The organism is Phyllobacterium sp. 22229 (genome assembly GCF_052056495.1).
GTDB lineage: Bacteria > Pseudomonadota > Alphaproteobacteria > Rhizobiales > Rhizobiaceae > Phyllobacterium > Phyllobacterium myrsinacearum.
The window spans coordinates 224,852-249,238 of record NZ_JBQEPA010000004.1 but is presented as its reverse complement, the minus strand read 5'-3'; the positions used below and the strand labels follow the sequence as shown (position 1 = coordinate 249,238).

18 protein-coding genes are annotated in these 24,387 nt (G+C 57.8%); 8 read left to right on the top strand and 10 right to left on the bottom strand.

Features of this window, described 5'->3' with window-relative positions; genetic code table 11:
* Positions 1–5: 5 nt before the first annotated feature.
* The 4 genes from ACTJJ7_RS06785 to ACTJJ7_RS06770 all read right to left on the bottom strand — a co-directional run bounded on the left by ACTJJ7_RS06785 (position 6) and on the right by ACTJJ7_RS06770 (position 7,578).
* Entirely contained in the window at positions 6–977 is a 972-nt protein-coding gene (locus ACTJJ7_RS06785) for a FecCD family ABC transporter permease (RefSeq protein WP_440966287.1), read from the bottom strand.
* Positions 978–1,042: 65 nt separating this feature from the next.
* Positions 1,043–2,020, bottom strand: a complete 978-nt coding sequence (locus ACTJJ7_RS06780) for a FecCD family ABC transporter permease (RefSeq protein WP_440966182.1) — start codon at positions 2,018–2,020, stop codon at positions 1,043–1,045.
* A 52-nt stretch (positions 2,021–2,072) separates the two neighbouring features.
* Positions 2,073–3,038: an ABC transporter substrate-binding protein gene (locus tag ACTJJ7_RS06775; protein WP_130272512.1), complete on the bottom strand. Its 966-nt coding sequence runs from the start codon at positions 3,036–3,038 to the stop codon at positions 2,073–2,075.
* 229 nt (positions 3,039–3,267) lie between these two features.
* Positions 3,268–7,578: a hypothetical protein gene (locus tag ACTJJ7_RS06770; RefSeq protein WP_440966180.1), complete on the bottom strand. Its 4,311-nt coding sequence runs from the start codon at positions 7,576–7,578 to the stop codon at positions 3,268–3,270.
* A 208-nt stretch (positions 7,579–7,786) separates the two neighbouring features.
* On the opposite strand from ACTJJ7_RS06770, the gene ACTJJ7_RS06765 reads away from it, so the two are divergent.
* From ACTJJ7_RS06765 to ACTJJ7_RS06755, 3 genes are all read left to right on the top strand, one after another.
* On the top strand, positions 7,787–8,140 hold the full coding sequence (locus tag ACTJJ7_RS06765; RefSeq protein ID WP_130272580.1) for an ArsR/SmtB family transcription factor: 354 nt from the start codon (positions 7,787–7,789) through the stop codon (positions 8,138–8,140).
* Positions 8,137–8,607 carry an SRPBCC domain-containing protein gene (locus ACTJJ7_RS06760; protein WP_440966178.1) on the top strand — a complete coding sequence of 157 codons (471 nt, stop codon included), beginning with the start codon at positions 8,137–8,139 and terminating at the stop codon, positions 8,605–8,607. The genes ACTJJ7_RS06765 and ACTJJ7_RS06760 overlap by 4 nt, the downstream gene beginning before the upstream one ends.
* Positions 8,608–8,835: 228 nt before the next feature.
* Positions 8,836–9,753, top strand: coding sequence for a cation diffusion facilitator family transporter (locus ACTJJ7_RS06755; RefSeq protein WP_440966286.1), 918 nt, complete (start codon positions 8,836–8,838; stop codon positions 9,751–9,753).
* 94 nt (positions 9,754–9,847) lie between these two features.
* Here ACTJJ7_RS06755 and ACTJJ7_RS06750 read toward each other — a convergent pair whose 3' ends face one another.
* Both ACTJJ7_RS06750 and ACTJJ7_RS06745 read right to left on the bottom strand, forming a co-directional pair.
* Complete coding sequence (locus ACTJJ7_RS06750) at positions 9,848–10,741, bottom strand: LysR substrate-binding domain-containing protein (protein ID WP_130272508.1); 894 nt, start codon at positions 10,739–10,741, stop codon at positions 9,848–9,850.
* 184 nt (positions 10,742–10,925) lie between these two features.
* Positions 10,926–11,867 (bottom strand): LysR family transcriptional regulator, encoded by a 942-nt coding sequence (locus ACTJJ7_RS06745; protein ID WP_440966176.1) that lies wholly within the window; start codon positions 11,865–11,867, stop codon positions 10,926–10,928.
* A gap of 162 nt (positions 11,868–12,029) precedes the next feature.
* Between ACTJJ7_RS06745 and ACTJJ7_RS06740 the strand changes: the two genes are divergently transcribed.
* From ACTJJ7_RS06740 to ACTJJ7_RS06720, 5 genes are all read left to right on the top strand, one after another.
* Positions 12,030–13,319 (top strand): aspartate aminotransferase family protein, encoded by a 1,290-nt coding sequence (locus ACTJJ7_RS06740; RefSeq protein WP_440966174.1) that lies wholly within the window; start codon positions 12,030–12,032, stop codon positions 13,317–13,319.
* Positions 13,320–13,337: 18 nt separating this feature from the next.
* Entirely contained in the window at positions 13,338–13,697 is a 360-nt protein-coding gene (locus ACTJJ7_RS06735; protein WP_440966172.1) for an SMR family transporter, read from the top strand.
* Between the two features lie 46 nt (positions 13,698–13,743).
* Complete coding sequence (locus tag ACTJJ7_RS06730; protein ID WP_440966170.1) at positions 13,744–14,085, top strand: DMT family transporter; 342 nt, start codon at positions 13,744–13,746, stop codon at positions 14,083–14,085.
* 138 nt (positions 14,086–14,223) lie between these two features.
* Entirely contained in the window at positions 14,224–14,652 is a 429-nt protein-coding gene (locus tag ACTJJ7_RS06725; protein ID WP_440966168.1) for a hypothetical protein, read from the top strand.
* A 147-nt stretch (positions 14,653–14,799) separates the two neighbouring features.
* On the top strand, positions 14,800–17,658 hold the full coding sequence (locus ACTJJ7_RS06720; RefSeq protein ID WP_440966166.1) for a S10 family serine carboxypeptidase-like protein: 2,859 nt from the start codon (positions 14,800–14,802) through the stop codon (positions 17,656–17,658).
* Between the two features lie 33 nt (positions 17,659–17,691).
* Here ACTJJ7_RS06720 and ACTJJ7_RS06715 read toward each other — a convergent pair whose 3' ends face one another.
* The 4 genes from ACTJJ7_RS06715 to ACTJJ7_RS06700 form a co-directional block, all read right to left on the bottom strand.
* The gene (locus ACTJJ7_RS06715; RefSeq protein WP_130272502.1) at positions 17,692–19,590 is read right to left on the bottom strand and encodes an ABC transporter ATP-binding protein; all 1,899 of its coding nucleotides are present in this window, start codon (positions 19,588–19,590) and stop codon (positions 17,692–17,694) included.
* Positions 19,587–21,461, bottom strand: a complete 1,875-nt coding sequence (locus tag ACTJJ7_RS06710) for an ABC transporter ATP-binding protein (protein WP_440966164.1) — start codon at positions 21,459–21,461, stop codon at positions 19,587–19,589. The genes ACTJJ7_RS06715 and ACTJJ7_RS06710 overlap by 4 nt, the downstream gene beginning before the upstream one ends.
* A 158-nt stretch (positions 21,462–21,619) precedes the next feature.
* Positions 21,620–22,882, bottom strand: a complete 1,263-nt coding sequence (locus ACTJJ7_RS06705; protein WP_440966162.1) for an NAD(P)/FAD-dependent oxidoreductase — start codon at positions 22,880–22,882, stop codon at positions 21,620–21,622.
* A gap of 13 nt (positions 22,883–22,895) precedes the next feature.
* Positions 22,896–24,386 (bottom strand): M81 family metallopeptidase, encoded by a 1,491-nt coding sequence (locus ACTJJ7_RS06700; protein WP_440966160.1) that lies wholly within the window; start codon positions 24,384–24,386, stop codon positions 22,896–22,898.
* Between the last annotated feature and the right edge of the window lies 1 nt (position 24,387).

The window sequence follows — 24,387 nt, the reverse complement described above, 5'->3', positions numbered from 1 at the left end:
GGTCCTCAAGGTATTTTGCGCAGGAGTGCGATCAATACAGGCACTCCGAACAGGGCGGTGATCACCCCGATTGGAATCTCCTCGGCCTGCCCGAGCAGCCGGCCGAGAAGATCACCCAGCGTGACGATGAATGCGCCAAGGGCAATGGTCAGCGGCAGCACGAGGGCAAAATGACGGCCCGCCAGAAAACGGGCGAGATGGGGAACAACAAGACCGACAAAAATGATGGGGCCAACGGCACCGACCGCGCTTGCCGCAAGTCCGCACGACAACAGCAGAACGATTGAGAACTGTGTGCGATAGGAGAGGCCAAAGGAGCGTGCGGCCGTGGCGTCGAACCGCAGCAGATCTATGGACCGCCGCAGAACCGGGAGCGCTGCGAGCCCGGCGATTGTGAAAGGCACAAGGAACAGGGCGTGGGTCCAGCTGCGTGCGTAAAGGCTGCCGGACAACCATTCCAGCAGGATCTCAATGCGCGCAGAGCCCCAGCCTGCAATCAGTCCAATCGCCACGGCATGCAGCACGGCACCGATTGCAATGCCGCAAAGGGTAATCCGGAGCGGCCCCAGCTCAAGCCGGAAGGCGAGGGCATAGATAAGGCCGCCCGCTGCCATGCCGCCCAGTGTGCCGATTGCGGGAAGCCATGCAAGGGGCAGCTCGGCGAGCGTGTTGGAACCCGGGTCATGGATGTAAACGGCGAAGATAAGGAAAATGGTGACGGCCAAGGTTGCGCCCTGTGAAATCCCCATGATGGACGGATCGGCAAGCGGATTGCGGGTGATGGTCTGCAGCAGGAGGCCAGCCACTGCAAAATGGATCCCGGCCAGGATGCCGGTGACAATGCGCGGCAGCCGGATATCCAGGATGATCGATCTGGCTTGATCGGAGCCATGTCCGGTCAGGACAGCTGCAACATCTCCAGGCGGAATGTCGGCAACGCCCAGAAACACTGCGCCGACAAGAACGAGCGCCATCATGGCCAGGAGAGCCAATACTGGTCCAAACAGGGAAGGGCGGTGAATGGGTGCGGAGGCGGTCATCGTCACTGCCCGCCATTCAGCGAAACGCGTCGTGTCTGGACGAGATAGATAAAGAAGGGGCCACCGAGCAGCGCTGTGATGATACCCACCGGCAGCTCGCGCGGTAAGGCGATGCTGCGTGCGACGACGTCTGCAGTCACAACCATCAACGCACCGATGGCCGCGGTCAGCGCAATGGACCAGCCGACGTTATGCGGTTTAAGCAGCCGGGCGATGTGCGGTGAGACAAGACCGACAAAGGCAACCGGCCCGGCGACCGGCGCGACACCTGCAACGGGAAGCACCGCGAACAGCAGCAGGACCGGTTTCCAGAAACGCAAGTTCAGTCCCATGCCAATGGATGCGTGTTCACTCAGAGCAAGCATGCCGATGATGCGCTGGCATGCAAAGGCGCCGGCCAGGCCGCCGAGCACCCACGGCGTCATGTATAGAAGGTGCGGCCACGATCGGCCCTGAAAGCCACCGGATAGCCAGAAGAGCAGGGATGGCGCTTGTGGTCCGCTCAAGAGCAGCACATAGGTGGTTGTTGCGCCCAGGAAGAGGGAAATGCTGATCCCGCCGAGCGCAAGATGCAGCGGTCGTCCCTCGCCGCCGCGCGATACCCAAAGAGTGACGGAAGCGGCGGCCAAGCCGCCGGCCAGCCCGACAAAGGGATAATACACCGACGAAATCCAAGGCAGGAATACGAAACAGAACACGATGGGTGCCACTGCGCCCGACGCAACGCCGGTAATATCGGGACCAGCCAGCGGATTGCGGGTCAGCGCCTGCAGGAGATATCCCGAGACAGCGAGACCGGTACCGGCAACGACGGCAGCAAGGCTGCGGGGCAGGCGCAGCGACCAGACAAGAATGGAATCGATCTTGCCATCCGGCGACAGGAGCACCGGCCACAATTTGGACAGTCCAAGCGGTTTGGCCCCGACGAGCAGGCCGGCAACAATCACCAGCAGGGTTGCCGCCACGATGAGTGAGGTCATGGCCAATGACCGTCCCATGCCTGCTGTTCGCTGCTGTGCCAAGGTGATATCGCTAACGGATATCGGCAGGGATCAATTTTGCCGCCTCGGCTTTGACATCGACTTTCGGAAACGTCTCCGGATACAGATAATGTGCTGCTTCGCGCAAAACGATTTCGCGGGCGATCGGACCATTGGCTTCAACCCAATGATCGCCGACATAGAAAACGCGGCCACTCTTGACCGCCGAGAGCTGCTGCCAGATCGGATTGTTCTCGTGCGGACGATCCGGCCCGGAATCGTAGACAAAAATGACCTCCGGGTCTTTTTCAAGCATGGTCTCAAGGCTCAGCTCCACGCCGAACGGCCCGCCTTGGCGCATCGGTCCCGCAATGTTGTCACCGCCAAGTGCGGCAACGATTGAGGCCGTCGTGTTCTCCGTGTGGAAGGACCATGGCGTATCTCCGGCCCACATGATCTGAAAGCGCGGATGCACGTCTTTCGGCGCTTTAGCACTGTATTCGGCGAGGTGCTGCCGGAAAGCAGCATTGAGCTCTGTGCCACGTTCCGGCTTGCCCAGCACCTGTGCAAGCTGGGAAATCTCACGATCGCTTTCACTCAGAAGCTCCATATTATAGGCCACATAGGGTGCGATCTTCTGCAATTGCTCGGCATTGCCAATCGTGTAGCGGCGCATGGCAATGATGATGTCGGGTTTTGCTTCCGACAGCAGTTCCAGATTGGGTTTGGCGCGCTGGCCGATCTGTTTGATCTGCTTTGTCAGACCCAGAAGAAAATCGGGCTCGCGGCCAGCTGCCATATAGGTCGTTGCGACCGGTTTGATACCAAGCGCAAACGCCACGTCGGTAGCAAAGTAGGAAATGGAGGCGATACGCTTGGGATTGGCAGGAACATCGATGGTGGCTCCACGATCATCGACAATCGACAATGTTTTTGCATTATCGGCTGACGCCGATGCCGCGGTTAGAAGGCTGAGCAAGCCGATTGCACAAAGAGACTTGAGGCCCTTACCAAACATGATGGCATCTTTCCTGACTGCGTGTGACTGCACATCGCTTTAGCCAAAAAACATGATGAACTCAATCATATTATCTTGCTGCCTGCTCAGCAGCGCTCGACATCGTCGTCGATCTGCCTCAGGGCGTTTTCTTATAGTGGCGAAAAGGGTCAACTCTTCCTCGAAGTCAAGAGTTGAACGCCTCCCGGAACCGCTGCATCGCGGCAAAGCATGTGCTGGCTGCTTATTGCTATGGCGCCTCGTATTCGAGCCACAGCAAAACGTCGCGCGCTTGAGCGAGCCGCGCGCCATCCACGCCCTTGTCGATGGTGAGCACCGCGGCACGGGCCGCCGACCCGCCAACCGCTTGATTGAGTGGCTGGACATTCGCGGGATTGCCATCGTCAAGCGATCCCTTGTTTGACATTGCCAAACCATCGTCAATCGTGAACGGCGTTTGCGCTGCACTTCCGAATTTGAGCTTGGCACTGAAGTTTCCTCCTTGGACGCCGGGAAGCAGGACAGCAAGGTTCGTGATCATAGCGCCCGCCGGCAAAGCGAGCCTGTCGAGGGAAAGCATGACTTTGGCGGCAGCGCCGCTCTTGCGCAGCGTTGCCAGTCCCGTCGCGTCGACGGCGAGCGCCGAAACGAACACCGCACGGCTGGCAGCTGTGGGCGGGGCAGCGGGAACGGCGGTGTTGGCGGCATACCCCGCCTGTACATCGAATGTGACACGAACATCAGTGACGCGGTTCAGCCCGGTCGCATTGGCGGACTTTGGCAGTTCGAGCGCCCAGCTCGTCGCAAATCCCGAGCCCTCGAACGGCAACAGCCGGTCGCCCGGCAGCCCATGCAATTCCAGGTCCCTGCGAACGCGGAACTCGCTCACCGGGTATGCGTCGGCGAAGCGAACGAGCGGTACCGGAGTGCCGCCCGGCTCGCGACGGAAGCGGGAGAACCCGCCGTTGGTGAGTATGCCGCGCAGTTGCACCGTCGTGCCCGGCGCGTCAACGAACACGTCGACCGCCCGGATGCGATGGGCGAAAGTACCCGGATGCGCAGCCGCCAGATCGTCATCATTCAACGTGAAAGTACAGCGTCCGGTAGCCTTGAGCTGGCCGAAGGCCAATGGCAGATCCTGCGCAAGAGAGTAGGTGCGAGTGAGTGGTACGGTAACCCGTGCCGCCGCGAGACGGACAGCTTCGAGCTCGGCGAGATCCAGTGACAATCGATCGACGCCGCCGACATCGCGCATCTTCGCGTCGAAGTATCCGAGCCTGATAATTCGCAGCGCCGTTCCGAGCATGTAGGCAAGCGCCCGTTCGGCAAACCATGCGGCTTGTGCGGCCAGGTCAAGATGCCGATGCAACGAGCGGCGTGCCACACCGGCGAGCGCATCCCAGAAGTCGCGATTGAGGAAGCGCTCGTTTTGGTAGTTGATCAGATCGACCGCGTATGCCAGATCGGTCGCGGCAATCAGGGCCTGAAGGTTGGCGATCGTCACATTGCGTTCCTGAACCCGCACCGCCGCCGCGGCTGCGGGCCGCGCTTCATTCATAAGGGTCTTGAGTTCGCCATCACGCTTGGTGGCCGCGTCGGCCATGCCTTGCAACGTCGTGGTGCTAAGGACTGCAAAGACCGCAAATCCGCCAACCACGCCAAGCCCGCCCATTGCACTGCCGAGACCCACGGACTCCGAAGCCGCGGCACCCGTCCCCGCGCCTGAACCTGATCCGAGCCCTAACGCGTCGCCAACGCCGCTCGTGCTCAGCGACGTCCATCCTTCCGAGGCGGATTTGCCGACATCGACCATCGATGTGACGCTGTCCTTCATGCCTTTGAAATAATCCTTGAACTGGCTGAAGATTGAGTTCGCATCGGCGATTTCCGCCTGCTTTGCGGTAATCAGTTTCTCCACATCGGCGGCAAGCTTCTTTGCGACGACGACGCCCGCTTTGGCGATCTCAATTTGCTCGGCCGCGATGCCGACCGTGGCGCGCGCCTTACGCTCTTGTGCCTTGGCGGCCAGGAGATCCAGATCGAGTTGCTCAACGCGTGAGAGATACTGCAGATAGTCGTTCTGCGCAGATTTCGCAGCGGTCGCCCACCGTCCTGCAGCGGAAATCAACGTTTCATACCTGAGGGTCGGGACGGCGGAGTCGTTGTAGCCATAGAAGTTCAGCCCGGCGGCGAGCTGCTGGAGGGCGAGGCGTGCCCGATCCTTCTGGTTGCGCACACGCGGATTCTCGACCAGCCCGAACCACGGGCCGGGTAGGAAATTGAACGGCAGATAGGCGCTCGTGCCGGGATCCTCCCCATGCAGGAACAGCACGGCCTTGTAGAGTTCGCGCGCACGCTCGAGCATTGATGCATCGTCAGTGCGGTAGAGCGCTTCGGCCCATGCAAGGATTGCGTCGGCCTGAACGATACGAGCGTAGCGCTCGTCGATCGCATGCAGGATCGGAGCATCCGGCTTTAACACGTCATAGCCGCCGCGGAACTGAGGTGTGAGTGAATAGGGACCATCGAGATTGCGATCATCGTCGTACTGCAACCGCGCCGTGTACGGACGATCCCCCAACTCGTCGTTCCAGCGCAATCGGCCGGCCACGACGCGCTTCACAGCGACGATGGCGTCGGGGTGCTTCACCATTCCCGCTGGTGTTCCCAGCATGGCGGTGCCCACGTAGAAGCCGGTTACCCCTGCAAGCACATCCACGGTACCGGTGAGATCGCCGAGGCCGGCACGGATCATCGCTCGCAGCATTGGCATGACAAAGAGCTGCTGATATTTCAGCAGTCGTGTTGCCTGATCGCGCGCAATGCGGAAGTGGACGACGTCAAGCCACAGGTCAATGGGGCGGGCGAGCTGCCAGAAGCGTTCGAGACCGTCCGGCAGGTAATTCGCCTGCGTACCGGTAAGCTCCGTGATGTTGCTGACTTTCACCCGGCGCCGCCGGGTGAAGCTGAGCGGTCGCGGAAAATTGCCGGCACTCATTGACGGTTCCCAATTCTCGCCGCTCGCCGGCATCGGTGCTGCGGCCCGGAGCAGGAGCTCGGCCTCGTCTGCAAGTCTGACCGCGGCGCCGAAGTCGCTCTTGTCGATCGCTTGAACGAGATTCAGCAGCTTGGCGTCGGCGACGCCGTAGTTGAGCAGGAACACTGCCGATCGACGGACCTCACCCATTGAATCAAAGTAGCCGTTGTACGGCGTCATGCTTGAAGTCAGGGGCAGATCTCTATGATATTCGAGAAACCGCTTGCGAGCATCATCCAGCCAAAGGCCGTGGGCCACGCTTTCGACCTGGGTGCGCAACGCAAACAGATTCTCGCCGAAGAACGGTTGCTGACGCGCGAGCCATTCATCGAAACGCAGGAAGAACGGTGCGGCACCGACCACGTCCTTCCAGAGGATAGGTTTGCCTTCCTCTCCCGGTAACTGTGGCTGGATTACGTTCTCTTGCGGCTCGACTGGGCCTTGTGCCGTATCGCTCAGCGCGCGCGACAGCGTGTGGATGTTGAGCGTTACCGGCGAATACATGGTGCCGTCGGGCTCGGTCAGCGGCAGGCGATACCTGTTGGCAAACTCCAGGGTAGTGACAGGGGCTGCTGCCAATAGCGCGTCGAGGTGTTCCCTGTCGGTGTGCGTGCCCTGCACCGGCAACGCAGCCGCTGCCACGGCGAAGCCGAAACCGGATCCAGTCGGCGCAGCCAGAATCTTTGTCACGATCGGTATGAGAAGTTTGTTGAGGGAAACTTCCGTGCGATCCGTGGTACGGAAGTCCTGGAAGAACCGTTGTTGCAGCTGACGCTCGACGATCGCCGGGAAGGTTGCAGGATCGGCACCGACTCCCAACTTTTGCTGATGCGCAAAGAGCACGAACACGCCGCGCAGATAGTCGCGATAGGACTGGTCATCGGGCAGTGCCCAAGGGAGTATCTGCCAATCGAACCCGGGCTTGATAAACAGGTTCGGATCGAAGTAGGGCCGGTCCGTCATGTCGAACTGATTTTTCAGATCGCGCACCGGCTGCACCTGAACCTGGCCGTTGCGAAGCGCCTGGGGGTCAAGGATAAAGGCATCACTGTTGTTGGCGACCGCCCGGTCGATGTCCGCGAGCAGTCTGGCTCGGGTACCAGCAGGTAAAAGGCGCGCGATGCTGTCTTGTCCCGGACTGGCGAGGTCACTGGCCACGTCGTCGGCACGCACTCTTCGTGTAGCGACCAATTGCTCGGCCAACATCTCAAGCTGGCCGTTATCGACATGGTCCGCAGCGGCAACATTGATTATCCCGTCTTCGGTGCCGTTCAGCATGCCGAGCGTCACTGCAATGCCTGGCGCAACCTGCCCGGTTGCGGCAAGGGTAAGCTCGTTGCGCCACAAGGCGGGATCCAGCGCGAGCACCGCGATGCCGTCCGAGCCGGTTCGGGCCTCTGCGACCACCTTGAGATCATCGCAGCCGGTGTTTTGCAGTTGGATGAGCACCTCTCCGAGCGGCACGCCTCCGGCAGCGTCATGAGCGTGTACTCGGATGTGCAACGGGTCAGCTTCTGTTTTCATGGGAGCCTCCACTGGGAACATTGAGGGGCAGACCGGATATCCCGATTTTCAAGACAGCGTGATACCGCTGCTGAAAGATGCACGCCCCCCGATCCGCGAGCCGGTGTTACGTTCCCATAATGCAGATCATTGCGCATCCTCCGTTTGGAGGAGACAGTCGCAATACTCCCTGTTGACTATAACGGATATGTTATATAACAATGTTGTTATGAATAATTCTATTGAAGCCACAAGACTGGATGCGGCGTTTTTAGCGCTCGCCGACCCGACCCGCCGGGCAATTCTCGCGCGCCTGGCGCACGGCGAGGAAACAGTGATGCAACTGGCAGAGCCTTTTGCGATGACGCAGCCGGCAATTTCGCGGCACTTGAAGGTGCTCGAAAGCGCTGGACTGATTGTCCGGCGGATCGAGGGTACCAAGCGGCCCTGCCGGTTATCGAATGCCGGGATCGAAGCCGTCGATCGATGGCTTGCGATGCTGAGGGAAGCGCTGGTTCAGAACTACGACCGACTGGATCGCGTCCTGGCGGACATGGTTGAAAATGGAGAGGACTTGAAATGAGCAAGCTAACGATCAAGACCGAAGGTGACCTGCATGTTGTTGTGAGGAGGCAGTTCAATGCACCGCCTCAAGCCGTTTATCGTGCGCACACGGAATCAGCGCTGATCCAGAAATGGATGCTTGGACCGGATGGATGGACCATGCCTGTCTGCATCAACGAATTGCGGCCCGGTGGAAAGATCCGGTTTGAATGGAAAGGGCCCGACGGTAGCGGGTTTCATCTGACCGGCGAATATCTGGAGTTGCAGCCCTACAGCCGCATTGTTCATGTGGAACGGATGCATCTTCCGGATACGACGCCAGACAACCATGTGGAAACCCGGTTCGATCCGGATGGATCCGGTACGCTGATGATCATGCGTATGACGTTGCCTGACGCTGAAACGCGGTCAATGATGCTGGCAAGCGGCATGGAACACGGCATGGAAGCAAGCTATGTCAGGCTGGACGCATTGGCGATTGAATAGGCGTTATCGATACAAGTGCTCATCAACAGCCGGAGGTATTCTTCGAAAAAAACGTCTCAACACGCATCGTCCGTATGCCGTCTATCTGTTGATTGAATGGCCGGGGGCAAAGGGTGGCGGGCGCGGCTCAGGTCGCCGCGCTGCCTGCTCTGGAACTCTATCGGTTATTCCGCGATGGTGATAGGTTCACCCGACCATGACGCCGACTCTCGTTACCGGAGATCACCGTTGAATAGCGAACAGGGCATTCTTCGCATATCCATAGCTGTCACAATTTTTGTTGCGGGCTTTGGTGTGATATTCGGCTTGCTCGCAGGATCCTTTTCCATCGTATTCGACGGCGTTTACATGCTGGCCGATGCCGCCATGAGCGGGCTGGCGCTCGGTGTTGCGAAGCTCATCGCCTTATCCGCCGTTCCCACCGGAAAGCTCCGGGAGCGGTTCACGATGGGCTTTTGGCATCTTGAGCCCATGGTTCTCGGCCTCAACGGTATCATGCTGTCGGGAGTTGCCATTTACGCATTGATCAATGCGATCGGCAGCCTGATGAGTGGCGGTCGCGATCTCGAATTCAGCTTCGCTATTTTCTATGCTGCGGTTGCCTTGCTTGCCTGTACGGTCATGGCAGTCGTTGAAACGAAAATGAACAGGCATTTACAGTCCGATTTCGTCGCCTTGGATGCCAAGGCCTGGATCATGTCCGGGGGCATTACCGCTGCATTGCTGGTGGCGTTTTCCGTTGGATATGCAATCGAAGGAACGCAATTCAACTGGATCACGCCCTATATCGACCCAGCCGTGCTTGCCCTCGTCTGCGTTATCATCATTCCACTTCCCATCGGCACGATCAGGCAGGCCCTGGCTGATATCTTCCTGGTAACGCCCCCGGCGCTGAAGTCGCATGTCGATATGGTCGCGCAGCGTTTCGTCGAACGCTATGGTTTCGTTTCCTACCGCGCTTATGTGGCCAAGGTCGGACGCGGCAAGCAGATCGAGTTGTACTTCATCGTTCCCATGGGCTGGCCGCCAAGACGCCTTGAGGAATGGGACGCAATCCGGGATGAAATCGGTGATGCCATTGGCGATGAAAGCACAGACCGCTGGCTGACCATTGCCTTCACCACGGACCTTGAATGGGCTGTTTGACAGGATGTTGGGCATACGGCCGGTCCGGCATCGATACCAGTCTTTCATCGCGGGGTTATGTACGATCAAAGGCTCTCTTGCATTGCCCGTTACATTACTGGGCCAGAAGCCAGCTTCGGACGATTGCGACTTCCGGTTTGCGAAGGCTGGGCTCCGGCGTCATCAGCACATAGGGCTGGCGGACTGGGAGTTGAATTCCAAACGGATCCACAAGTGTTCCGTTTAAAAGCTCCCGTTCGATGAGAAAATTGGGGATCAGCGCAAAGCCTGCGCCGGCGATGCAGGCCTCGATCGCGAGGAAAATCAGATTGAATGAAATGCTGAAGTGAAGGTCCAGGTGGCCGAAGCCTGTGGCGATGAACCAGCTTTCCCAGCCGTCATCATACCAGCCGGGTTCGGAGAAATTGATTTTGATGAGGGGCTGGTTCAAAAGGTCCGCCGGTGTCGGGTGAGGCGGCAGCGTATCCAAAAAGCCGGGTGCGCATACAACCGCGAGGTGCCCGGTCAACAGAAGGTCCTGCTGCATTCCCACCACATCGCCATGACTGTGATAAATGGCGAGATCAGGCGAGGGGTCTTGCGCGTTCCAGCGATGGGGAAGTGCGGAAATATTGATGGAAATATCCGGATGCGCGGTATGGAACGTTGCCATGCGGGGCGCCAGCCATCGGGCAGCCAGGGAAAACTGGCAACGAATGATGACCTCGCTGATCATCTCGCTTGAGCGGGCGGACACGGTTGCTGAGGTGATCTGATCAAAAATTGCGCCCAGTTTCTTGGAGTAGACGCGCCCGCGTTCCGTCAGCACGACACCATTTGCCCGGCGCTCGAACAGGGCACCCCCAACCCATTCTTCAAGCTGTTTCATGTGATGACTGATTGCGCCCGGCGTCACGCCAAGCTCTCCGCCAGCCCGGGCAAAACTGAGATGGCGGGCTGCCGCCTCAAAAGCCTTCAATGCGGACAGGGGTGGCAGGTAACGAACCATGGTAAGACTCAATATTTCTAAGCATGAGCGGGAATAATATTGGTTTACCAGAGATTTCTCCCTCTGATCTATGGTTGTCAATGATAGAGGTGAGGGAAACTATGTCTGGTGCAGAAGCTATTCGCTTTGCGGTATCCTATGGCGACAATGGCCATCAGCACCTTCGAACAAAAATGTGCTTGTGTCAGCACGGAACAATTGTAATTCCCTTTTGCTGTAGGGTATTTTGCGCCGATGATTGGTAGTCTTCAACGCCCTTTTTCAGCCAATTCTCGAATATGCGCGCAGAACGACGAGCCCTCCGTTCGGACTTGAACACCATATAGGCTTGGATACTGACGACACCGATCAGAATTGGTGTGATCAGTTCGCCAGACATGATTTCCGGCAGGGTGAGGATGCTGTCGCCAATCGTCAGCCCACCTCCCGATGCGGCAACAGACAAGCAAAGTGCGGTTTCGTTAAATACGGTTGTCCTGCGGCGCATACCGGTTGAAATCGCAGCCCGAGCACACCACTCATCCCAGATATCGTAATTCGCGTCAATCAGGTGGGGGACATCACAGATATCATGTCCTATCAGGAGATACTGACGCGCGAAGCCGGGCGTGCAGACTGGAATATCAATCCACCGGCACAGTTCATAACTGATGAATCTGTTGTTTTCATTCCGGTCAGGTTCGCAGTAAAAGATGCGAAAGTCGAAATCCTCGTCCTGGCGATAATAGCCATTCCGTTCGGCCACGATTTCGATCGAGATGCCAGGATTGGCTATCAGGAACGACCCAATACGCTCAGCAAGCCATCGCGAGGCGAAATCTCGGCAGACCAATATGCGCACTGTATCCTGTTCCCGTGCTCGGCGGGTAACAGTTGCCACTGATGACGCGATTAGTTCAAAACCGCCGCTGACCCCACTGAAAAGTTCATCCCCAAGCTTCGTCAATGCTATGCGATTGCCGTGTCGTTCGAACAGCGCACAGCCTATTTCTGCCTCCAAAAGCGCAATCTGCCTGGAAATAGCTGGACGGGTAACACAAAGCTCTTCTGCCGCGGCTGATATACTTTTCAGCCGCGCCGCCATTTCGAAGGCGCGTAGCGCATTTAACGATTGCCGTTTTCGCATATTCGACACTCAGTCTGCGTCGCTAGTGTAACTATATCTTACGCTATCTCAACACATCTGACTTGTCTTTGTCCGTCACATTCATAGCCTGCACGATAGGGGTATTTTTTCCTATCATAGGAGGTTCCGATTTTTACTCTCAAAAAAAGCGCAGAAGCGCATTTGCGTGCCCGTCAGTACATGCCACTCGGCGTAGCGGACAGCTACCGCTTCTGGGGTGATGAAGAAACGCTTTTCGTAGCCTCTGGACGCGGGGGGCAGATCACGGACATAGATGGAAACATTTATACCGATTTCCGGTTGGCATACGGGCCAATTATTCTCGGCTATCGAGATCAGCGCGTGGATGAGGCTGTGGTCGATGTGATCAGCAACACAGGCTCGATGTTTGGCCTCTCCCTCGAAAACGAGGCGGTTTTGGCGCACAAGATCAAAGACATGTGCCCTCATGTCGAGCTGCTCCGCTTTGCCAATTCAGGTACCGAAGCTGTGATGGGGGCTCTCAGAACGGCCCGTGGCTTCACTGGCCGGGAAAGTTTCGTGTTCATTGAAGGAGGCTTTCATGGCCTTTCCGACCAAATGATGTGGCAAGCCGACGTAGTTGGCTGGGATCGGCAAACCACTCCCAAACCTGCCCTTCTGCCATTCGGATCTGGTATTCCAAAAGCGTTTCGCGATTATCCGATCGCTGTGTCATTGAACGACTTCGAGGAAATACAAAGTGTTTTTGCGGTGCATGGCGAGCGGATCGCAGGGGTTATCATCGAGCCAATCATGGGCAATTGTGGAAGTATTTCTGCGACTGGCGATTATTTGCGGCATCTTCGGGCATTGTGTGATCGATATGGAGCGCTTCTGATCATTGATGAGGTCAAGACAGGGTTTCGCGTCGGTACAGGCGGCGTGCAATCAATACACGGTATTTCTGCCGATTTGACGACTTACGCCAAGGCGATCGCGAACGGCTATGCGATCGCGGCCTTTGGCGGCCGGAAAACGGTGATGGAGAAAATACACTTTGGCGGCGGCGTTGTTCACGGAGGAACCTACACCGCCAACCCGGTCGGTGTCGCCGCTGCGATTGCGACACTCGACGCGCTGCAGAATTCAGCCGCACTGGATATTGTTGATGGCGTCGGTGCCCGTGTAAGGCAGATTCTGTCGGTGCTCCTCACCAGACATGGAATTCCGCACTCAATTATAGGCCCGTCAGCGATGTTCGGCGTTCATCTCAGCGAAGAGGTGCCGACAAGCTATCGCGATTGGACGAAGGCAAACAATGATCTCTATGTACGGTTCAGCAAAAATCTTCTGAAGAATGGCATTCTTGTCGAACCTGATTCACGAGAGCCTTGGTTCTTCTGCGAAGCGCACCAGACCGTCGATCTTGAAAAAATTGAAGCAGCAATAGACAAAAGCCTAGATCTGGCGCTCGTCCAGTCTGATGCATAACGGATCGGGCGTTGGGCGATGACTGGACGCGCACAAGGTAAGACCGGCCCAGTATATGTCGTCTTGGCTCTTTCCGTTCTTGGCGAAGTGATAGGGACAACAGCTCTTGCACAGTCCGTTACGTTGACCAGGATCGTGCCGGCCGTGATTGCCATTTTGTCCTATGTGGTGGCATTCTGGCTTCTTTCCAAACCGCTTAAGGTTCTGAACGTTGGTGTCGTTTATGCGATCTGGTCTGGAACAGGAATAATCCTCATCTCTGCAACCAATTGGTTGGTGTTCGACCAGAGACTCGATTCCGCTTCTGTCATTGGAATGGTATTCATCCTCGTGGGGGTTCTTATCGTCAACCTCTTTTCGAGGACGCTGTATAGATGATCCCAATGCGACCGATTGTAAGACTTCCAGTAGCTGGAAGTAGTTGATGAGTGTCTCGGCCGCCTATATAATCTTAATTATCACTATCTTATTTGAGGTGATTGCCACAACCGCGCTTGGCCGTTCCGACGGATTTTCTAGTCTCCGTGCATCCATCATCGCCATTCTCGGATATGCAATGTCTTATGGTCTGCTCTCTTTTCCGCTGAGCGTCTTGAATGCTGGGATCGCATATGCAGTGTGGACGGGGCTAGGGATCGTGCTTGTCTCGTTGATCAATTGGATTTGGTTTGGCCAGGTTCTTGATAGACCCGCCATTCTCGGCCTCGGCTGTATCGTCGTTGGGGTCAGCTACATGAATCTCTTCTCCGAGACAGTGACGCATTAGAGCCGGTGCATTGCAGGTGGCCCTTGCCCTGGTTCTGCTCCAGCTGTTCAAAACAACATCGTTCATCCCAACCGTTTCTTTAAATCGCTGTTCTTCATCCTGCACACAGACCCGCTTGATCCGGATGAGTGGAGTCCTATGTTCAAACTGGGTTGTACACTGATTTATCAAACGTTCTTATACGCTGCCTTTGTCCTGTTTTTCTGGTGTTCGTCATCGGCGCCGGATGGGCAATCGCTCCGAAAATTCTCGGCAACGCCAATGCGAGTTACGCAATCATATCGGTGGGACTCATTTGAAAAGCTCCTGTTCAACGAGAAAATTGGAGATCAGTGCAGAGCCCTTCCGGCCTATGGCAATGAAATCATCATAACGATCAAGTCGACCTCTCTGGCGTCAACGGTGACGGTGATGGAGCTTACGGGTGTTGCCAAGAATCTGATGAGCGAGACCTACGCCGTCATCGAGGTGTTCTGCATGGTTGCAGCGATCTACCTCGCCCTCAATGTTCTGGTGATGCTGATATTCAAACAGCTGGACAACGCATTCTCCATTGCACGGCACTGAAGCATAAACACTCTGGGCTGGCTTTAGCCGCGCATCTGTGTTTGGCGTCGGATCGGGATGGCGTCGCCTATCTGATTTACAGGGCAAAGCTTGAGGTCTAGGATCAAAGCAGCAGAGAAAATGTGACCGAGTAGCGGAGTGCAATCCATGACCGAGGTTTCATCTGTTAAAGAATCTCCCTTAGACCAGCCCTTTCTCGACACCACGCCTTATGGCGCAGGGCCTGAGGATTCCATTGCAAGTGCGGCGGAGAATGCGGCCATTACCCGCCATGTGACAACGATTGGCGGCAAGCCGATTGCCTACACGGCGCGCGCCGGCCATCTGGTTACAGTCAATCCATCCAGTGCGCAGCCGGCGGCGGCGTTCTTCTACGTCAGTTTCACGGCTGACGGTGCTGATCCGTCAACGCGCCCCGTGACGTTTTTCTACAATGGCGGACCGGGGTCCTCGTCGGTGTTTTTGCTGCTTGGGTCGTTTGCGCCACGGCGCATCAAAACCAATATGCCCGGTTTTACGCCGCCCGCTCCCTATACCATCGAAGACAATCCGGACAGCCTGCTGGATCGCAGCGATCTGGTATTCATCAATCCGGTGGGCACTGGTTACTCAAGCGCAATCGCGCCAAACCGGAATCGTGATTTCTGGGGCGTGGATCAGGATGCGCGCTCGATCGCCCAATTCATCAAGCGCTATTTGACCGCCTTTGATCGATGGAATTCGCCAAAATTCCTCTTTGGTGAATCCTATGGCACGCCTCGCACCTGTGTATTGGCATGGATGCTGCATGAAGACGGTGTCGATATCAACGGCCTGACGCTGCAGTCGTCAATCCTCGATTATACACAAACCGGCAATCCGGTTGGACTGTTGCCGACATTGGCTGCCGACGCCTGGTATCATAATAAGGTCCATGCAGGCGGGCGCCCGCCGCTGCCCGCCTTCATGGATACGGTGAAGGCTTTCGCGCAAGGCCCCTATGCAAAGGCTTTGACGGATTTTCCCAAGTTTGACGCGGCAACGCTGCAGACATTGAGTGATTATCTCGGCATTTCGCCCATCGTACTGACGTCGTGGAGCCTCAACGTCGAGGCGAACAATGGCGCCAATCTCCTCTTCCTGACAACCCTCCTGCAGGATCAGGGGCTGGCGCTTGGGGCCTATGACGGAAGGGTGACGGCCATCGATACGGGAATTGCTGGTCAGATCGACCCGAATTCCGGCGGCAATGACCCGACGATGACCGCCGTGAGCGGCGTTTATACCGCCATGTGGAATACCTATCTGAACGATGAGTTGAAGTTCACTGCGTTGTCGCCCTTTTCCGATCTCAATGACCAGGCATTCCAAAATTGGGATTTCGGCCACATCGATCCAACGGGCGCGCAGAAAGGCGGCAAGGACGCCAATGGCAACCCGGTTCTCTATACGGCCGGTGATCTGGCGGCGGTGATGGCGCTCAATCCCAGCCTCAAGGTGTTTTCAGCCAACGGCTATTATGATTCCGTTACGCCATTCTTCCAGACGGCGCTGACATTGGCGGATATGCCGCTCACCAATCCGTCGGTGCGCGCCAATCTGACTATTCGCAACTATCCGTCGGGGCACATGATTTATCTTGATGGTGAGTCCCGGACTGCTTTGAAAGCCGATCTCAGTGTTTTCTACGACAGCACAAGGGCTCGTTTCATTGCCCAGGCGCTGCGCAGCGAACAGTCTGCCATCTGCAGGCCTTATTTCAAACTTCGAAAGCCCGGCGAGGCGCAGAAGGCCGGCCGAGGCCAGGCAGTACCGGCAAGCTGGGGTGTTCCTGATCTTTGCAAGGCCTATGACTGGCCGCAAAACCTTCTCGGCGGCGGTGTGATTGCCATTGTTGAGCTTGGCGGCGGCTGGGTTGCGAGCGACATGGACGCGTACTTTGCGGCGTTGGGACAGCCTGTGCCTCAGATCGTTGATGTGCCGGTTGCCGGTGCCGGGAACAATCCCAATAGGAACACTGGCCGGTCTGGTGATGCCGACGTGGAGGTTGCACTCGATATTCAAATCGCCGCCGCATCCTACTATGCAGCAACCGGCCGGCCCGCTTCGATCCGGGTCTACTGGGCGTCGCCTCAGCCCAGTGGAATCGCAGCGGCGGTGCGGGCGGCGGCAGCGGATGGCTGTGATGCCTGCTCGCTTTCGTGGGGTGCCGATGAGGCACTTTGGGTCAAGGCCGGACAGGGCACCGGCCAGGATTTGGTTTCCCAGATGCAAAGCGCAGCTGAGGCGGCCACAACAGCGGGTATGGTGGTTTTCGCTGCGGCTGGCGATAATAATTCAAGTGATGGCGGCAGTACTCCTGCCAATGTCGACATGCCTGCATCCTGCCCGAATGTGATTGGTTGCGGTGGAACCTCCAAATCAGCCGGAGGTGAAGTGGTCTGGAATGAAGATCCCGGCAATCCGGACGGCAATGGAACGGGTGGCGGCTTCTCGACATTGTTTGCGCCGCAACCATGGGAAGCGGGTGCGCCGCACGGGCCGGGCCGGATCGTGCCTGATGTTGCGGCGCATGCCGATCCGCGCAACGGCTATGAAGTTTATGTGCACGGGCAGACGATGGTCGTCGGCGGCACCAGCGCGGTGGCGCCGCTCTATGCGGGCCTGTTTGCCGCCTTTGGCCGCAAACTCGGTTTTGTCACGCCCAAACTCTGGCTGAACCACATGTGTTTCAATGACATCACTGCGGGCGACAATGGCTATTACCGGGCACGCATCGGTCCTGATCCCTGCACAGGCATCGGCTCGCCCATCGGTTCGAAACTCGCCGCCTTGTTTGATGCCCCCGCTGCGGGGATGCTCCATCTGGAACTGGCGGCACTGCCGAGGATCGTTCCTGACGGTTGGAGCGGTTCAGTCTATCTCACCTTTGCCGAGGGGAAACTTACCGGCAAGCCGCGCCTGGAACCGGCACCGGACAAACGCGGTCCGCGGGCCCGAATTGCCGGCAAACGCGCGCCAAAATAGGCATTCCCGGCACTGCCATCTGCGGTGAATTCTCTATGTGCCGGAATCCTTGGTCTGGCCCCATTCGGGCTCGACGGCCGGAATATCGTCGAAGGATGAATAGTTGAGATTGTAGAGCTGCGCGTAGAGTTTGCCGTTCTCCATAAGGGCGTCATGATCTCCCATCTCGATCATCTGCCCGTTTTGCAGGACGATGATGCGATCGGCTTCTCGAATGGTGGCGAGGCGGTGGGCGATCACAAGCCCGGTGCGGTTTTCCAGCAATTTGACGAGGGCCTTCTGGATGAGCATCTCGGTGTAGCTGTCGATATTTGCCGTGGCTTCGTCAAGAACGAGGATTTTGGCATCGGCCACCAGTGCGCGGGCAAAGCTGATCAGCTGGCGCTGGCCAAGCGAAAGATTTCCGCCGCGCTCGCCAAGCTCCGTCTGATATCCTTCGGCGAGATTCATGATGAACTCGTGCGCGCCGACAGCTTTGGCGGCATCGATGACGTCGTCGAGTGATGCGCTGTCTTTGTGGTAGCGGATATTTTCGAAAACCGTTCCGGTGAACAGAAACGGCTCCTGCAGGACCATTGCGATCTGCTGACCGAGGGAATCCTGGGTCAGATTCCTTACGTCGTGGCCGCCGACGAGGACCTGCCCCTGCTGGACATCGTAGAAGCGGTGAATGAGCGCCATCGCGCTCGACTTGCCGGAACCGGTGGGGCCAACAAGCGCTACCGTCTCGCCCGGGTTGACCTTGAAGCTGACATTTTTCAGAACCGGATGCTTGGGATTATAACCGAAAACGACGTTGCGGAACTCGACCGATCCATCCGTGTCCGGCGTGAGAACGCGCGCATCCGGCGCATCGGTAATGCTGATCGGCACATCCAGCACTTCAGTCAGCCGCTGTCCCGACGCCATGGCCCGCTGCATCACCGAATATTGCAGGGTCAGGGAGCGGATTGGGTCAAAGAAGCGCTGGATGTAAAACAGGAATGCGACCATGACGCCGACGTCAAGCGCCTGATTGAGCACGCGCGCGCCGCCGACGACTATGACGAGTGCCATGGCAACGCCGGTGAGCGAATCCACGATCGGCACCATGACCTGGGCATATTTCGCTGCTCGGAGATGTGCCATCAGGTTGGCGTGAGCCTTGTCATTATAGAGCATGAAATTCACCCTCTGACGTCCCATGCTTTGAACGGCACGCACGCCATGGATGGTTTCAGCCAGCGCACCGTTGGTGACGGAATTGGTTTCGTGTGCGGCCATGAAGGCGATCCGGGCCCGGGGCAGCCAGAAAATGCGCACGACGAACAAAATGGGAAGTACGGCAAGGGTCAAAAGACCGAGGCGAAAATCCAGATACAGCATGACGAAGACAATGCCGAAAAGCAGGGTGATATCGCCAACCGACAGCACGGAGGTTTCCAGGAACTCCTGCATCGAGTTCACATCGCCCTGCAGCCGCGACATCAGCCGTCCAACCTCCGTCTTGTCCATGAAGGAAAGCGAAACACGCTGGAGATGCGAGAACATCGCCCGGCGAATGTCGAACAGAACGTCTTCCGCAACACGTCCGACCACAGTTTCCTGGATATAGCTGGCCATGAAATTGACAAGTATCGCCAGAGCGAATGCAACGATCGCATAGGCAAGCGCGGCGTGATTGCCGCCCGGCGCAATGCCATGGTCGATGGCGTAGCGGATGATGAGCGGGATGATCAATTGGGTGGCTGTGAATGTCAGTACGGCGCCAACGGCAACGAGCATCTGTGTCTTGTAGGGTGCCACGAACGCCCAGATCCGTTTGACGATGTTGCCATCAAAAACCTTGCCGAACATTTCTTCTTCGATCCGGTGCGACCCGACGACGGCGCGCGGCGGACGCCGTCCATCGTCGCGAACGTCATTCCGCTCTGTCTCATTCTCGTCGCTCACGATCCCATCTCCGTTTTCTCCGTCGCGGCGAGGCCGTCGTCCGGGCGGACCTGCAGATCATAAAGAGCCTTGTAGCGGCCGCCCGCTGCAAGCAGGCTGTCATGGGTACCGCGTTCGACGATCTGGCCATCCTCAATGAACAGAATCTGATCGGCGTGCATCAATGAACTCAGGCGATGCGCGACAACGATTGTTACCCGGTCCTTGGCGTAGCGGCGCATGGCAATGCGGATGCGCTGCTCGGTGCCGGCGTCGATTGCAGCCGTTGAATCGTCAAACACCATGACCGCCGGCTTGAGCATGAGGGTGCGCGCGATCGAAAGGCGCTGCCGTTGTCCACCTGACAATGAAACACCGCGTTCACCAACGATTGTGCCATAGCCCATGGGCAGGCCAAGAACGTAATTGTGCAGCTGCGCGGACTCGCTTGCCCGCTCGATTCGAGGCTCTTCCGCCCATGGATCACCATAGGCGATGTTGTTTTCGATTGTCGTTGTGAACAGGAATGCATCCTGCTGAATGACAGCGACGGCTTGGCGCAACGATTCCAGCGTCACGCTGCGAATATCCTGTCCGTCGATGGTGATCCTGCCGCTGGTCGCATCGTAAAATCGTGGAATGAGGTGTGCCAGCGTGCTTTTTCCGCTGCCTGGCTTGCCGACAATGCCAATGGTTTCACCGCGCCGGGCTTCGAAACTCAGATGCTGCAAGACCGGCCGGTTGCCGAGTTGCGGATAGGAGAAGCCAACATCCTCAAAGCGCAACAGGCCATCTGATATGGTAAGTTCCCTGGCATTTGCGGGGTCCTTGATCGCGACGTCGAGGTCAAGCAGCCCAAAGATACGTGTTCCACATGTGGAGGCACGGGCGTAGGAGTTGACCATCAGGCCGAGCTGCCGCACGGGCATTTGCAGGATGGTCATGAATGTCAGGAACGATGTCAGGGTTCCCACTGTGATTTCGCCTGCAACGACCTTGTTGCCGCCAACCCACAGCACGAGCCCCATGGCGGCAAAAAAGGAAAGCGTCATCGCGCTGGTGTTTCTGACGCGGATACCGACGCGATCATGCGCAAGATCGAGTGCGGTTTGCGAGGCCTTGTCAAACTTTGCCAGCTCATGGTCCTTTGCTGCAAACGCGCGTACCACGCGAATGCCGCCGAGATTTTCCTCCATGACCCTGGTGAGCACCGACAGACGCTCTTGCAGATCGAGCCATGTCGCACGCAAGCGCAGCTGCGTGACTGACGAGCGCCATGCGACGAAGGGCACAAAGCTGAGCGCAACAAGCCCTAAAACGAAATCCGTCGACAAGAGCATATAAGCGCCGATGCCGATCAGAATGAAAAGGAGGACGGTGCGTATCAGCGCCGTCGAAAAATACATGCGGACCCCTTCGAGATCGAGCATGCCGACCGTGATGAGATCGCCTGAATGAACGCTGTCATGGAAACTGAAACTGAGCCGCTGAATTTTCTCATAGCAGGCCAGGCGCAACTCATAACCCATATGGTGACCCACGGCCTCTCCATAATAGTTCTGAATCATGGTGAAGACGCCGCGCAGAACGCTGACCGCCAGGAGAACGAAAGCGGTCACCAGCAGCGCATTCTGCGCAATCGTGCCCGCGGTTCCTCCGGCCATGGCCGTCTGGGTCTCGTCGATGGCGCGGCCCAGAAGTTTGGGGATCATTAGCTGGAGGCTTGCCGCAATCACGGTGGCTCCGATCGCAAATGTCGTCTGCCAGGGATGGCGAAGCGTCATATGCGTAATGCGGACAAGGGTGGAGAAGCCTTGACCCCACCCTGCTGCATTTGCGTGCGCCAACGAATCCGAATGACTCGCCGTCCGCTTGAACGCGTTGCTGCTCACAGTGTTTTCCAAACCATTTGATTGTATGAATACAGGCCGCTGAAACGGGGCCGTCCGATACTGTACGAACATGATTCTTTGCTGATTCCCAGACATGGTTCAAGGGCCATGTTGTTTGTACAGGCAATGAATCGTCATTTAGCCGGTATCGCAAAACCTCAAGGGGCGAAACGCTGCAGGGCGTAAGGGGCGGGGTCCGTGAACGGGGTATCGCCGGTCATCATCTCCGCCAGCAAACGGCCCGTCACCGGACCCAGCGTAAAGCCGTGATGATTGTGTCCGAAGGCAAACCAGAGGCCTTTGTGCCGCCAGCCGCGCCCAATAGCCGGACGCATGTCGGGAAGGCACGGGCGTGATCCCATCCAGGGAGCGGCCTCGATGCGGTGTGCAAGGGGAAGGATTTCCCGTGCAAGCGGTTCCGTGCGGTCAAGCTGAACGGGTGTCGGCCGGCTGTCACGCCGGGAAAATTCAATACCCGTCGTCAGACGAATACCCTGGTTCATCGGCGCAATCAGAAAGCCATTCTCGGCGTCGATCACCGGGTGGTTGAGAACAGCGTTGGCCTGGGTACCGAAATGCACGTGGTAGCCGCGCTTCATCAGGAGCGGTATCCTGTAGCCGAGCGGCCGGAACACGGTGTCAGACCATGGTCCCAGCGCCACGACGACTTCGGGTGCCTCAACGGTCCCGCTGGCGGTGGCGATGCTCCACCGGGTTTGTTCCTGCTTGAGGTTGTACGCGTCACCGCAAAGAAACAGGCCTCCGCGCTCCGTAAAGAGCTTGGCGTAAGCTTTCACAATGCCGCCCGGATCGGGCACTGTCGCCGCATCGAGCCAATGGATGGCGCCGGTCAGTACGTTGCTGAGATGAGGTTCTCGCTGCTGCAGCGCCTTTGCATCCAGCACATCATAGTTCAGACCAAACCGATGGAGGGCTGCAGCGGTGCGGCACGCCTGTTCGAATGTCCGTTCACTCCGGTAAGCCTCAATCCAGCCGGTCTTGCGCAACAGCGGCAACACGCCGGCCTGGGACATGAGCGTCTCGTGTTCGATCACCGAGCGTTCGATCAGCGGCCACATGTCGTTTGCGGCCCGTGCCAGCGGCTTTGGCGCGGATTCACGCCAGAAGCGCCACAGCCAGGGTGCGATGCGGGGCAGATAGCGCCAGTCGAAATGCACGTCCGCGGAGCGATTCAAACCATAGCGCAGCATGACTGAAAGATCGCGGGGGACACCGTAGGGTATGACGCTCGATCGCTCGATCAAGCCGGCATTGCCATAGCTTGTTTCCTCGCCGGCCCCCCGCCGGTCGACCAGCGTCACGGTCCTGCCGCGCTGCTGCAAGTGCAGCGCGATGGAGACGCCGACAATGCCGGCGCCCAGAACGATGACTTCACTTTTATTGCCTGTCTGAGACATCATGTATCCTGGCTGTTCAAATCGCCATGTCGCGGTCGAGTGGAAAGATCGGACGCGGTACATTGCGATAGGGCATCTTGCCGTAGTCCATCGTGCACAGCGCGCCGCTGTCGCAGACAATGATCTTGCCTGCAATGGGTTCGAATGCGGCCCGGAAATGTTGCATCGATTTCAGTCCCACGACACGGTGTGCGCTCGGGTCGATGCCGAAGGCACGGAACTGCTGCAGGTCGCGCATCTGCGAGGGTTCGCTGACGACGAGGACGCTGATGCCGTCGATCTGGACGACCGCCGTCAGGCCGAAAGTGAACGCGAGGCCGCCGAGCTGCGGTCCGTCACCGATCAGCTTCCCGTCGCTGAGGTGCAGCAGCTTCGCATAAACCTGCAACGGGCCGCCACCAAAGCGCGAGTCTGTCTTGCCGCCCAGTGATAGTTGAACGACATCGCCAACGGTTGCACGGTGGAGCAGAAGGGCTGTTTCGGGATCAACAATCGGACCAAAGCAGGCGTCGCCGATCCCCGCCCGGAGCAGGCCGCCAAGCAATGAGGTTGCATCGCCATAGCCGCCTGCGCCGGGATTATCGGCGTAATCGGCAATGATCAGCGGCCGGTCCCCCCGGTAGGTCAGGGCAATGTCAGCTGCCTCTTCCACGCTGTGGAACGTATTCAGCACGTCAAACCGCGATTCCCAGATCTGGTCGGCAATGCCTTCGGCAAACAGTTCGTGCGGCGTGGGATTTCCGTCATAGGTGACAAGCACCGTCGGGCCAACTTCCGGGATGTCGGCATTGGGGAAGGCGCCGTTGATACTGACCGCCAAGGCGCCAGGTGTTCTTTCATGGTCCCGCGCTTTGCTGATCCAGCCGATCATGGGGCCGACATCGGTCCGTCCGGCATTGGCTTCCTCGAGCATCGGCCGGCGGACAAGCAACGTTTTTGGCCGGATCTCGCCCGCCATTGTCCGTTGAAGCAGTTCGCCTGCGTGCCGGGCAATATCGCGCATATCAATGTGCGGATACGTTTTGAACGAGATCAGGATATCGGCATACTCGCACATTTTCGCCGTGACGTTGGCATGCGGATCGAGCGTAACGGCGATCGGCACATCCGGCCCGACCACGGCGCGCAGCCGGGCCAGAAGTTCGCCTTCGCCGTCGGGAGTGAAATCGGTCACCATGGCGCCGTGCAGGCCAAGCAGGATACCGTCGAGATTGTCCTTTCCGGCCATGGCGGCCTGCACGATGGCGCCGCCGATCCGGTCGAACGCGTCACGTGTCACCGGACCTGCAGGTTCGGCCGATGCACTGACGACATGTTCGATCTTCCAGTCGAACTTGCGGGCGATATCCAGAAAACCTGCGATCTCCGTATTGGCTTGGCCCCGGGCGCGGATAGCCGCATCGCCGAAAAGAACGCCTTCGACCTCAAAGGCGTCGTAGTCGGTTTTCCGAATGTTGAAAGTGTTGGTCTCGTGTGCAAATTCAGCAGTCAGGACACGAAAATTCATG